The sequence below is a fragment of the Azospirillum agricola genome (assembly GCF_017876095.1).
Classification (GTDB): domain Bacteria; phylum Pseudomonadota; class Alphaproteobacteria; order Azospirillales; family Azospirillaceae; genus Azospirillum; species Azospirillum agricola.
On sequence record NZ_JAGINM010000001.1, the window covers coordinates 258,655 to 271,505 of the forward strand.

Sequence of the window (12,851 nt, forward strand, 5' to 3'; positions counted from 1 at the left end):
ACAAGCCCGGTCATGACGACAGGTGCCGGAAAGGGCGGCTGGCTTCCGCGTGGAGCCTTGCTGCTTTACCTTCAGCTCGCCTCGGCGGCGCGGGAGTGGCGCTTGCGCTCGTTCGGGTCGAGGTAGCGCTTGCGCAGGCGGATCGACTTGGGCGTCACCTCCACCAGCTCGTCGTCGCCGATGTAGGACAGGGCGCGCTCCAGCGTCATCTGGATCGGCGGCGTCAGGCGGACCGCCTCGTCCTTGCTGGTGGTGCGGATGTTGGTGAGCTGCTTGCCCTTGATGACGTTGACCTCGAGGTCGTTGCCACGGGTGTGCTCGCCGATGATCATGCCCTGATAGACCGGAACGCCCGGATCGATCAGCATCGGGCCGCGATCCTCCAGGTTCCACAGCGCGTAGGCCACCGCGGTGCCGTCGCTGTTGGAGATCAGCACGCCGGTGCGGCGGCCGGCGATGGTGCCCTTGTAGGGGGCGTAGCTGTGGAACAGCCGGTTCATGATGCCGGTGCCCCGCGTGTCGGTCAGGAACTCGCCCTGGTAGCCGATCAGGCCGCGCGAGGGCGCGTGGAAGACGATGCGGGTCTTGCCGCCGCCCGACGGGCGCATCTCGATGAGGTCGGCCTTGCGCTCGGCCATCTTCTGCACGACGGTGCCGGAGAACTCCTCGTCGACGTCGACGACGACCTCCTCGATCGGCTCCAGGCGCTGGCCGTTCAGCGGGTCGGTCTTGAACAGCACGCGCGGGCGGCTGATGGCCAGCTCGTAGCCCTCGCGGCGCATCGTCTCGATCAGGATGCCGAGCTGGAGTTCGCCGCGGCCCGCCACCTCGAAGGCATCGCCGCCCTCGGTGTCGGAGATGCGCAGCGCCACGTTGCCTTCCGCCTCGCGGAACAGGCGGTCGCGGATCATGCGGCTGGTGACCTTGTCGCCCTCGCGGCCGGCCAGCGGGCTGTCGTTGACCGAGAAGGTCATCGCCAGGGTCGGCGGGTCGATCGGCTGGGCGTTCAGCGGCTCGGTCAGCTCCGGCGCGCAGATGGTGTCGGCGACCGTGGTGTTGGTCAGGCCGGCCAGCGCGACGATGTCGCCGGCGTGCGCCTCGTCGACCGGAACGCGCTCCAGGCCGCGGAAGGCCAGCACCTTGCTGACGCGGGCGTTCTCGATCAGCTTGCCGTCGCGGCTCAGCGACTTGATCGCCATGTTGACCTTGACGGTGCCGGTCTGGATGCGGCCGGTCAGGATGCGGCCCAGGTACGGGTTGGCTTCCAGCGTGGTCGCCAGCATCGCGAAGGGCGCGTCCTCCTCGACCTTCGGGGCCGGGACGTGGTCGCGGATCAGCTCGAACAGCGGCGTCAGCGTCTCGCGGGCGCCGTTCTCCAGGTCCGTGGTCGCCCAGCCGTTGCGGCCCGAGGCGAACAGGGTCGGGAAGTCGAGCTGCTCGTTCGAGGCGTCGAGCGAGGCGAAGAGGTCGAACACCTCGTCATGAACCTCGTGCGGACGGCCGTCGGGACGGTCCACCTTGTTGATGACGACGATCGGGCGCAGGCCGAGCTTCAGGGCCTTGCCGAGCACGAACTTGGTCTGCGGCAGCGGGCCTTCGGCCGCGTCGCAGAGCAGGACGACGCCGTCCACCATCGACAGGATGCGCTCGACCTCGCCGCCGAAGTCGGCGTGGCCGGGGGTGTCGACGATGTTGATGCGCAGGTCGTTCCACAGGACCGACGTGCACTTGGCGAGGATGGTGATGCCGCGCTCGCGCTCCAGATCGTTGGAGTCCATGGCGCGTTCCGCGACCTGCTGGTTCTCGCGGAAGGAACCGGCCTGCTTGAGGAGCTGATCGACCAGCGTGGTCTTGCCGTGGTCGACGTGGGCGATGATGGCGACGTTTCGGAGATTCATGGAGCCTTGGTCTCGCAATGGCACCCCCGACACGCGGCACGACACCGCCAACAAACAAAAAGGCCCGCCGAAAGTCTTCGGTGGGCGCTGTCGGGGAAACTGTTGCGGCGCAATATAGTCGACTGCGTCAAAAAGGCAAGCGCCGTGCCCTTCGGCCTAGCGCGAATTTCCGGGATGGAGCCATGCGTCGTTCGCTCTTACATTGCCTGCGATGAACCGCCTCGCTTTCGCTTCCTCCCTGCCACCGCTGATGCTCGCCGCCGCGCTCCTGCTCGGGCCGGCGGAGGATGGCCGTGCCCAGGACGCCGCCCCCGCCGCCCCTCCCGTCGCCCCCCCCGTCGCCGGGGAGGAGCCGCCGGAGGCTCGCATCCCCTACGAGGTGGAGATCACCGGCGTCGAGGACGAGGATCTGCGCAGCGCGCTGAACGACGCCTCATCGCTGGTCGAGCTGAAGGGCGATCCGCCGCCCTCGATCCTCGGGCTGGAGCGGCGGGCCGATTCCGACCGCGACCGGTTGCAGGCGGCGCTGCGCTCGGCCGGCTACTACGACGGGCGGATCGACATCCGGATCGACGGCACCGCGCAGCCGGCCAGGGTCGCCGTCGCGATCTCGCCGGGTCCGCGCTACGGCTTCAAGACGATCCGCATCGAGGGGGCCGGCGGAGCCGCCCTGCCGGTTGAGGCCAGCGCCGACGGGCTTGGGCTGGTCGCGGGCGAGCCAGCGCTTGCGCACAAGGTGCTGGACGCCGAGGGCACGCTGCTCGGGCGGCTGGGACGCGACGGCTACGCCTTCGCCAAGGTCGCCGACCGGCAGGTGGTGGTCGACCATTCCGACCGGACCATGGACGTGACCTACGCCATCGAGCCGGGCCCGCGCGTGCGCTACGGCGCCACGCGGATCGAGGGGCTGGAGGACGTCGACGAATCGCTGGTGCGCGGCCGGCTCGGCTGGGCCGAGGGCGGCGTCCACGACCCGGCGACGCTCGACAGGGCGCGCCAGGATCTCGCCAAGCTGGAGGTCTTCGACACCGTTCGCGTCCGGCTGGCCGATGAGCCGGGGCCGGACGGCGTGACCCCGGTCATCGTCACGGTGGCCGAGCGCAAGCGCCGCTTCATCGGGGCGGGCGTCAACTACTCGACCCAGGACGGCGTCGGCGCCTCGGCCTACTGGGGGCACCGCAACCTGTTCGGCGGGGCGGAGCGGTTGCGGCTCGGCGTCGAGGTCGGTCGGGTCGCCGGCGGTTCCGGCGGATCGTCGAGCACCAGCAACGACCTGCCCGACCTGCGCTTCAGCGTGAATTTCCGCAAGCCCGACTTCCTCGCGGTGAAGCAGTCGCTGGTCATCGACTTCCAGGTCGCCAACGACCAGCCGCCGGCCTACAGCCGCGTCGCCACCGAACTGTCGGCCAAGCTGGAGCGCCAGATCAACGACCGGCTGACCGTCTCCTACGGCGTGTCGGGCGAGCGCGGCCGGGTCAAGACGGAGGAGCGGACCTACCAGACCGCCTATGTCGGGGTGCCGCTGGGGGTGGCGTGGAACGGCGCCGACGATCTGCTGAACCCGACCAAGGGGGAGCGCGCCTCGTTGCAGGTGACGCCCTGGTTCGCAACCGGCGGCGACGGCCGTTCGCCTTTCACGGCGATCCAGTTCAACGGGTCCTATTATTACGACCTCGCCAAGGACGGGCGCTATGTGGCGGCCGGCCGGATCGGGCTGGGCAGCATCCTCGGCGCGTCCCTGACGGAGATTCCGCCTGACCATCGCTTCTACGCCGGCGGCGGCGGGTCGGTGCGCGGCTACGGTTTCCAGAAGGCGGGGCCGCGCGACCGGTTCGACGATCCGTCGGGCGGGCGCTCGCTGCTGGAACTGGGCGCCGAGGTCCGCGTCAAGGTGACGGAAACCATCGGTGTCGTGCCCTTCGTCGACGCCGGCACCGTCTATGACAGCGCCTACCCCGATTTCTCACAGCCTTTGCGCGTCGGCGCCGGGCTTGGGCTGCGCTATTACACCGACTTCGGTCCCCTGCGGGTGGATGTCGGCGTTCCGCTGAACCCGCCCAAGGGTGACGCGCGCTGGCAGCTCTACCTCAGCCTGGGGCAGGCCTTCTGACCGCAGTTTCGCCCGATTTCCTTGAGAGGGTCGGACCGTATGCCGGTTGAGGAGGGTGCGGCGCCGCGCGCGCCGGAATCGCGAAGGGGTGTGGGTGGTGAAGGCGTTGCGGGTTCTTTTGGTCGGTCTGGCCGTGCTTGTCCTTCTGGTGGTCGTCGCGGTGGGCGCCGGGGCCCTGTGGCTCCAAAGCGAATCGGGACGGCGCTGGCTGACCGCCACGGTGGAGAACGCCGTCGCCTCGCCCGACCAGCGTCTGACGCTCGGCGCCATCGAGGGCAGCCTGCCCTTCGACTTCACCATCGCCAGCGTCGCGATGGCCGACACGCAGGGAACATGGCTGACGCTGGAACGCGTGCATGTCGCGCTGTCGCCCTCGGCCCTGCTGTCGCGGACCGTCCGGATCGAGACGCTGGAGGCCGCCCGCGTCGCGGTCGAGCGCGCGCCCGTCACCACCCAGCCGGCCCCGCCGCCACCCCCGACCGACCAGCCCACCGCCTCGCTGCTGCCCGAGTTGCCGGTCGGCATCCAACTCGACCGCTTGGCGGTGAGCGAGCTGCGGCTCGGCGAGGCGCTGCTCGGCGAGGCCGCGACCCTGCGGCTGGACGGTTCCGCCGCCCTGGAGGCCGGCGGTTCGGCCCTGGACAGCCGCCTGTCGGTCGCGCGCATCGACGACAAGCCGGGGCAGGCCGACGTCACCGTCGCCTTCGCCCCCTCGCGCAAGATTCTGACCCTCGCCGCCAAGGCGTCCGAGCCGCAGGGCGGGGTGATCGCCCGCACGCTGGCGATTCCCGGCCTGCCGCCGGTCGCCCTGTCGCTGGACGGCGACGGATCGCTCGACGATTGGAAGGGCAAGCTGACCGCCCGCGCCGATAACGCCGTCGACCTGACCGCCGACGCCGCCATCCAGGCGACACCGGAGGGACACGCCGTCACGCTGGCCGCCGGGGGGGACGTCGCGGTTCTGGCCGGTCCGGCGGCGGCCCCGCTGGTCGGGCCGCGCCCTTCGTTGAACGCGTCGGTGCTGGTGGCGCCGGACGGGGCGCTGACCGTCAGGCCGCTCGCCGTCACCGCCGCCGCCGGTCAAGCCAGCCTGGAGGGCACGGTGTCGGCCGACCGCAAGCGGCTGGGGCTGCGCTGGTCGGTGACGGCGGGACCGGATTCGGCGCTGCACGCGCTGGTGCCGGCGGTGTCCTGGCGCGACGGCATGGTGACCGGCTCGGCCGAGGGGCCGCTCGACGCGCTGGTGGTGGCGCTGACCGCGCGGCTGCGCGAGGTGACCACCGGCGACCCCACCGTGACCCGCCTCGCCGGGCCGGAGATCGTCCTCGCCGGCCGGGCGCGCATCGACACCGGCCGGGGCAGCGTCGGGCTGGAGGCGCTGACCCTGACCGCCGCCGCCGCGAAGGCCGCCGTCCAGGGCAGCGTGGATGGCTGGGGACAGGTGGCGGACCTCACCGTGTCGCTCGCCGCCGACGATCTGGAGCCGCTGTCCGCGCTCGCCGGCCGTCCGCTCGGCGGCGCCGTGAACCTCGCCGGACCGTTGCGCCGCAAGGCCGACGGCTCGCTGTCGGCGGAGCTGTCCGGCCGCCTGGACCGCCTGACGACCGGCACGCCCGCCGACGCGGTGCTGGGCGACGCGGCGACGCTGAAGGCGGCTTTGGCGATGGAGCCGGACGGCGCGATGCGGCTGAACGAGCTGACGCTGGACGGCCGCAACGGGCGGCTGACCGGCACCGCCGCGCTGGTGGCGGGCGTGGTCGACGCCAGGACCAGGCTGGAGCTCAACGCGCTGGCGCCGGTCGGCGAGGCGGTCGGCACGCCGATGGCCGGTTCGCTGGCGCTCGACGCGACGGCGCGCGGTCCCCTGGACAGGCTGGAGGCGCAGGCGACCCTGCGCGCCCGCGATCTCGTCGTCCAGGAGCGCCGGCTCGGCGCCACCGAAATCGAGGCGCGCGCCGCCGGCCTGCCGGCCAACCCGAACGGGACGCTGGCCGTCCGCACCCATCCCGACGGCACGCCGCTGACGCTCGACGGCGCCTACGCGATGCAGGACCGGACGCTGCGGCTGTCCAACCTGACCGTCGCCACCGGCGGCAACCGCATCGGCGGCGAGGTGGCCGTTGCGCTCGAAACCCTGCTGGCGACCGGACGGCTGGAGGGCAATCTCCCCAACCTGAAGGGCTTCTCCGAACTGGCCGGCGTGCCGCTGGACGGCGGCGCCGGCTTCACCCTGGCGCTCGACGCCAAGGGCGGCAAGCAGGCGGCGACGCTGAACGCCAACGCCAGCAACCTGCGGGTGGAGGGGGAGGGCGGTCCGCTGCTGGCCGCCCGGCGCCTGACCGCCACGGCGGAGGTAGCCGACGCGCTCGGCACGCCGTCGGGCAAGGCGAGGCTGGAGCTGAACGACGGCGCGGCGGCCGGCAACGATCTCGCCAGCGTCACCGCTAGCGTCGACGGTTCGCTGGCCAAGGCGGCGTTCCAGGCGGCGGCGACCGGTGCCGGAGCGGATCCCATCGGCCTCGATCTCGGGGGCAACCTGACGCGCGAGGGCGCGACGACCCGCATCCGGCTGGAGCGTTTGCAGGGCCGCTACGCCGGGGAGAGCGTCCGCATGACCGGCCCGGCGACCATCACGCTGGCCGAGCAGCGCTACGAGGTGGCCGGGCTGAACCTCGTGGCGGGCGGCGCCCGGCTGGCCGCCGATCTCGGGCTGAACGGCGAGCGGCTGAACGGCGAGATCCGTCTGGAGCAGCTGCCGCTGGCGCTGGCCCGCCTCGCCGATCCCGGTCTGAGGCTCGACGGCACCGCCAATGCGCAGGCCACGCTGGGCGGCACGCTGCGCAACCCGCGCGCCGACGCCACCCTGCGGGTTGCCGGCGCGCGTGCCCAGCAGACCACCCAGGCGGGGGTGCCGGGCATCGACGCCACCGTCACCGCCCAATGGCGCGACCGCCGCCTGTCGGTCAACGCCGACGCCGGCACGAAGAACAACGCGGGCCGGCTGACCGCCAGCGCCGCCGTGCCGCTGGTGATGAATCCCGACAGCTACGCCGTCAGCCTGCCGCCCAAGGGGGCGCTGGAGGCGGCGGTCAACGGCACGCTCGACGCCTCGCTGCTCAACGACCTGCTGGCCGCCTCGGGCGACCGGGCGCGCGGCAGCGTGAGGCTTGACGTGCGGGCCAGCGGCACGGTCGAGGCGCCGCGTCTCGGCGGCTCGGTGGTGCTGTCCGGCGGGCGCTACGAGAACCGGGCGTCGGGCGCCGTCATCAGCGACATCGAGGCGCGGCTGGTCGGCGACGGCGACGTCTTCACCATCCAGTCCTTCCAGGCGCGCACGCGCAACGGCGGCGCGATCGGCGCGCGCGGCGTCATCCGCCCGGCTGCCCCGGCCGACCGGCAGCTCGATCTGGTGATCCAGGCCGACAACGCCCGGCTGGTCGAGAACGACCTGGCGACGGCGGAGGCCAACGCCAACCTGACCGTCACCGGCGGCTTCGCCAACGCGCGGCTGGCCGGACCGATCCGCGTGCGCCGCGTCGAGATCCAGATCCCCGACCGGCTGCCGGCCACCGTCGTCGACCTGAAGGTCAAGGAGGTCGGTCGCGGCAAGCGGCAGGCCGCCGGCACCACCAACGGCCGTCCGCCTCCCCGCAAGCCGGGCGCGGCCGCGGCTCCGGCCCCGACGCCGGCCGAGGCCGCCGCCACCCCCTTCGTGCTGGCGCTCGACCTGACGGTGGAGGCGCAGAACCAGGTCTTCGTGCGCGGGCGCGGTCTCGACGCCGAGCTGGGCGGCCAGTTGAAGGTCGGCGGAACGGCGGCGGCGCCCGAGGTCACCGGACGGTTCGGCATGCAGAAGGGGCAGCTCGACCTGCTGGCGCGGAACTTCACCTTCAAGCGCGGCAACTTCGATTTCGACGGCACCCAGCCGATCGATCCCCGGCTCGATCTGCTGGCGGAGGCGACGGCCAACGGCGTCACCGCCCAGGTGGTGGTGTCGGGCACCGCGCGCCAGCCGAGGATCGAGCTGACCTCCCCGCAAGGGCTGCCGCAGGACGAGGTTCTCTCGGCGGTGCTGTTCGGCAAGTCGGTCGCCAATCTCGGCGCGGCGGAGGCGGTGCAGCTGGCGCAGTCGGCGGCGGCGCTGAGCGGGGTCGGCGGCAGCGGCGGCGGCTTGCTCGACCGCGTGCGGCGCGGGTTGGGCGTCGACCGGCTGGACTTCTCGCAAGGGTCCGACGGCAAGGGCGGGGCGGTGCAGGCCGGCCGCTACGTCAGCGACCGCGTCTATGTCGGTGTCGAGCAGGGCATCGGCGCCAACCAGACCCGCGCCAAGGTCGAGTTCGACATCACCAAGAGCCTGAAGGCGCAGGCCGACGTCGGCGCCAATTCGGAGACGCGCTTCGGCCTGACCTTCGAGCGGGATTACTGAGCGGGTTTACGCGGCCGCCGTGCCGGTCACGATCCGCACATGGGCGGGCACCGGCACCACGCCGCCGGTGGCCTGCGTGGCGAAACGGGCGGCGATGTCGGCCTCCAGCGCCGCGCGGCGGTCGGGGGCGAGGCCGCCCAGCCGGTGGCCGAAGCTCATCTCCAGCGCCGCCCGCCAGAAGGGCTGGTCGGCCGGCGCCTTGCGCACCGGCGTCAGATCGGCCTCGTCGGCCCGCGCGAAGCCGGCCCCGATCATCGCGTTGGCCAGCAACCCCGGTTCGGCGAAGCGGAACAGCGGGTCGAGGCTGCCGTCCTCGCCGAGATGCCCGGCGACGGCGGCGGCGATCTCCGCGAACAGGGCGTTGCCGGAAAGCGGTCCCCACACCATGAAGGCCGCCTTGCCGCCGGGCCGCAGCGCCCGGCGCACGGCAGCCAGGGCGCCGGCGACGTCCGGCACGAACATGATGCCGAAGCGGCAGGTCACCCGGTCGAAGGCGCCGTCGGCGAAAGGCAGGGCCGTCATGTCGGCCGCCGTGAAGACCGGGGCCTGTGCTCCCTCCGCCGTGGCGCGGCGCACCGCGCCGGCCAGCATGCCGGGGACGAGGTCGCTGCCCACCACCAGCCCCCGCGGGCCGGTCCGCCGCGCCGCGCTCAGCGCCGGCTCCCCGGCGCCCGAGGCGAGATCGAGCACGCGGTCGCCCGCCGCCACCCCGGCGGCGTCGAGCAGCGGGCGGTTCAGCTTGTCGGCGAGATCGGCCATCGGGTCGGCCCAGCGGTCCCAGGCGTCGGCGCTGGCGGCCCAGCGGGCGCGCTCGCTGTCGGCGTCGGGCGTGTGGATCGGTGCGGTGTGCATCAGTGCAGGAGCTTCACGCTGCCCGACACGCGCTGGACCGTGTCGGCGTCGCTCAACCGTTCGCCGAGGGCGTTGAACTCCTCGGTCAGCTTGCGGTTGGCGTCGGTCAGTTGCTGGATGCGGGTCTGCGCCGCCTGCTGTTGCGCGGACAGGCTCGCGACCATCTCGGTCAGCTTCTTGACCTGCTGGGATTGGCGCGTGGCGCCTTCGTTCAGGCTGCGCCGGATCGATCCGACGGCCACCAGCACGACGACGCTGATGGTCACGCCGGCCGCCATGGCGACGATGCTGAACCCCGTGAACCAGTCCATGACCCGGGAGCTTCCGCCGATTCCCATCGCCGGTCAAGGTTCCAGGGCGGCGATGGCCGCGAGACGGCAAAACCCGGCGCCGCCGGCACCGGGCTTCCAACAGCCATCCGGAAATGACAGGCCGGAATCAACGGGAGATCAGGCGACCTTGCCGTCGACCGGCCGTTCGGCCTTCACGCGCAGCTCCTTCAGATGGTCGCCGAAGGCCCGCAGCACCGGCAGGATGCGCTGCGTCTGGTCGGAGGTCACATGCGCGTCGGTCTTCAGCACGATGGTCGGAGCCTCCGTCATCAGCCGCTTGGCGCGGATCGGACCCACCTTGTCGTCGAGGAACATGGACAGGCCCATCAGGATGCCCAGCGTCACGTCGTCCGGAGCCTTCGGCAAGGCCAGGACCTCGTGCAGCTCGTTCAACAGCGTGTAGGCGACGATGGAGGTGCGTTCGATGGTGTCGACGTCGGCGGCCATGGTCATCGGGCGAGGTCCTCGGGAAGAGACGCTGGGGAAAAGCGTTTGCTTCCGAAGGGTAATCGCTCCTTTGTAACCAAACTGTTAACCATCGGCTTGGCCGTAAGCCCGAGTCGCTTCTTTCGATTCGCAACCTCCCGTCCTCACCGCTTCGCGGCGACGCGCGTCCTGGTCGATGTCGACAGCTCGGCGACCTCCTCGTGCGTGGCCGACGGCAGGCCGGCGGACTGCACCACGCTCCGGTCGAAGGGATGGCGGGTGCGGGGGTAGACGCTGCGCACCTTCACCACGTAATCCTGGGTTTCCCGGTAGGGCGGGATGCCCTTGTACTGGCGGACCGCTCCTTCCCCGGCGTTGTAGCCGGCCAGCGCGAAGGTGACGTTGCCGTCGAAATGGGCCAGCAGCCAGCGCAGATACTTCATGCCGCCGCGCAGGTTCTGTTCCGGGTCGAAGGGCTTGGTGACGCCGAAGCGCTCCGCCGTCTCCGGGATGAGCTGCATCAGCCCCATGGCGTTCTTGTTCGACACCACATCGACACGGTAGCCGGATTCCACGGCGATGACCGCCAGGACCAGCTCGGGGTCCAGCCCGTAGGTCGGCGCCATTTTCGTGACCATCGCGCGCACCTCGGCCGGCGGCTTGCGGATGATGCCCCAGCGGACGCTGGGCGGCTCGCAGCGGTCGGGGCCGCGGACCTTGGCGCCGGTGGACACCCTGGTCATCCGCTCGGCGTCGGCGCTGCCCAATGAGGCGGCCTTGCGCAGCCAGGCGCGGCCCAGATCCTCGTCCTTCGACACGCCGCCGCGTCCGGCCAGATGCATCCGTCCGGCGCGCAGCGCCGCATCGGCGTGGTCCTGCCGGGCCGCCCGGCAATAGAGGGACAGGGCGAGCCGCTCGTCGCGGTTCACGCCGTTGGCGGTCTCGTAGCGTTCGGCCAGTTCGTACTGGGCGCGGGCGCTGCCCTTGCTGGCGAGCGCCTCCAGAACCCGGACGGTCTTGTCCATCGGCATCGCCGGTGCCGCGACCGGGGTCGCCCGCTTCTTCCCATCGGCGGCCAGCGCCGGCGGCGCCCCCACGGCAAGCAGCGACAGGACGGCCAGCACGGCGATTCGCGCATAGGTTGCCAATCGGCGCCGGGCGGAAGGCGTACCGCCTTTGACGTTCTGGCCGACGGCGGCGGGTATTGGTATAGTTCCTCCCAGAAGAAAGAAGGCACCCTTATGGGAAGCGTCGTAGTCCAACCGAAGGAGACGCTTGCAGACGGTCAGAAATCCTTTGTCTGCCGCGGTTGAAGGGAGGGGAGAGCGTCGAAAATCGCCGGAATGGCTGAATTCGGAGCTTCCGCAGAAAAATTCAGAGACCGATCGACGCGTGTCGGTCGGTCTTTTCCTTTTTGAGCTGGTCATGCATCCTCCAATCTTGTTGGATGGATACACGAAGCACCAAGTCCCGCGCCAACACCCGAACGGCGATGCGGCCGGGATACAAGGGGTACTCTCGCCACTTGGAGGTTGCGACTAGCCTTTTGCCCAACTGGCAGGCGGAGAGGGCGGTCATTACGTACAGGTCGGGCCAAACAATCCGCTTTTGAAATGGCGGTCCCGAAGCGTTGCGCATGGCATCGCCGGACCGCCGGGCTGGAGACCCCGGGCACGCACCCCGCGCGGCCGGCCGCCGACAGCAGCCAAGGAGGCATCGTTTCACCGATGGCTAATCACGTCGCAACCACCCTGAGCCACCGGATGTCCGTTCCGGCGCCGCTGGAGCCGGCGGCGTTCGGACCCGAACCGGCCGGCGGGGGGCCCCTGGACCACGCTCTGGATCACGGGGATGCCGAAGGCGACCATATGCTCGACGCCGATCCGGAAACCGGCGATGGCGAGTTCATTCCCGATCCCAACGCGCCGCCCGACCCGGAGGTGATCGCGCAGATCGAGGCCGAGATCCCGCGCCTGCGCCGCTTCGCCCGCGCGATGGTGCGCGACGCGACGCTGGCCGACGACCTGGTGCAGGAGTGCCTGGAGCGCGCCCTGTCGCGCCTGCATCTGTGGCGTCCGGGCAGCAACCTGCGCGCCTGGCTGTTCACCATCCTGCGCAACCTGCACATCAACGGGGTGCGCCGCCGCCAGCCGGTGGTGGACATCGACGCTGAGGCCCAGGCGGCCATCGGCGCCGCTCCCGGATCGCAGTTCGTCCGGCTGGAATTGCGCGACCTGCGCCGTGCCTTGGGCCTGCTGCCCAACGAGCAGCGCGAGGTCGTGCTGCTGATCGGGCTGGAGGGGATCTCCTACGGCGAGGCCGCCGACATACTGGGGATTTCCATCGGCACGGTGAAGTCGCGCCTGTCGCGCGGCCGTCGCGCCCTGCGCGCCCTGATGGAGGGGCGCAGCCCGTCCGACGACACCGACGCCTGAACGTAAAAAGGGGGGCGTCCGGACATCCGGACGCCCCCCTTCGCGCTCATGCGGACGCTGTGGCCGGGCCGGGCTAGCGGCGTCGGACCAGACCCATGATCAGGCTGGCCGCGAAGAGGACCAGGAACAGGAAGAACAGGATCTGCGCGATGCCGGACGAGGCCGACGCGATCCCGCCGAAACCGAGCGCGCCGGCGACCAGCGCGACCACGAAGAAAACCAGTGCCCAATAGAGCATCGTACCCTCCCTCGCCCGGCCTCGGATGACGGCCGGCGCGCTCATGGATGTTGCTGGGACCGCCGCCGGCTCCGGCCCGTCCCCGGTGGGGGCGGAGCGGGTCGGCAAGCGGTTGTCAAGGATCAGAACACTGT

The 12,851-nt window shown here is 71.3% G+C and carries 9 protein-coding genes; 3 read left to right on the forward strand and 6 right to left on the reverse strand.

The genetic code is table 11. From position 1 onward, the window contains the following. Positions 1-71: 71 nt before the first annotated feature. Positions 72-1,898 carry a translational GTPase TypA gene (gene typA / locus J2847_RS01255; protein WP_209776430.1) on the reverse strand — a complete coding sequence of 609 codons (1,827 nt, stop codon included), beginning with the start codon at positions 1,896-1,898 and terminating at the stop codon, positions 72-74. 211 nt (positions 1,899-2,109) lie between these two features. Here typA and J2847_RS01260 point away from each other — a divergent pair, with 211 nt between their 5' ends. Next, entirely contained in the window at positions 2,110-4,008 is a 1,899-nt protein-coding gene (locus tag J2847_RS01260; protein ID WP_209776431.1) for an autotransporter assembly complex protein TamA, read from the forward strand. A 97-nt stretch (positions 4,009-4,105) separates the two neighbouring features. Continuing rightward, on the forward strand, positions 4,106-8,434 hold the full coding sequence (locus J2847_RS01265) for a translocation/assembly module TamB domain-containing protein (RefSeq protein ID WP_325169308.1): 4,329 nt from the start codon (positions 4,106-4,108) through the stop codon (positions 8,432-8,434). 6 nt (positions 8,435-8,440) lie between these two features. Here the strand turns inward: J2847_RS01265 and J2847_RS01270 are convergent, their stop codons facing one another. The 4 genes from J2847_RS01270 to J2847_RS01285 all read right to left on the reverse strand — a co-directional run bounded on the left by J2847_RS01270 (position 8,441) and on the right by J2847_RS01285 (position 11,168). Continuing rightward, entirely contained in the window at positions 8,441-9,286 is an 846-nt protein-coding gene (locus tag J2847_RS01270; RefSeq protein WP_233474209.1) for a class I SAM-dependent methyltransferase, read from the reverse strand. Next, a complete protein-coding gene (locus J2847_RS01275; RefSeq protein ID WP_209776434.1) occupies positions 9,286-9,597 on the reverse strand; it encodes a hypothetical protein in 312 nt (103 codons plus the stop codon). The genes J2847_RS01270 and J2847_RS01275 overlap by 1 nt, the downstream gene beginning before the upstream one ends. A 138-nt stretch (positions 9,598-9,735) precedes the next feature. Further along, entirely contained in the window at positions 9,736-10,071 is a 336-nt protein-coding gene (locus J2847_RS01280; RefSeq protein ID WP_085556297.1) for a hypothetical protein, read from the reverse strand. A 137-nt stretch (positions 10,072-10,208) separates the two neighbouring features. After that, complete coding sequence (locus tag J2847_RS01285; RefSeq protein WP_325169293.1) at positions 10,209-11,168, reverse strand: transglycosylase SLT domain-containing protein; 960 nt, start codon at positions 11,166-11,168, stop codon at positions 10,209-10,211. A gap of 744 nt (positions 11,169-11,912) precedes the next feature. Between J2847_RS01285 and J2847_RS33955 the strand changes: the two genes are divergently transcribed. Further along, on the forward strand, positions 11,913-12,479 hold the full coding sequence (locus J2847_RS33955) for an RNA polymerase sigma factor (protein ID WP_267912482.1): 567 nt from the start codon (positions 11,913-11,915) through the stop codon (positions 12,477-12,479). 73 nt (positions 12,480-12,552) lie between these two features. Here J2847_RS33955 and J2847_RS01295 read toward each other — a convergent pair whose 3' ends face one another. After that, a complete protein-coding gene (locus tag J2847_RS01295) occupies positions 12,553-12,717 on the reverse strand; it encodes a DUF1328 domain-containing protein (protein ID WP_085556300.1) in 165 nt (54 codons plus the stop codon). Positions 12,718-12,851: the final 134 nt, after the last annotated feature.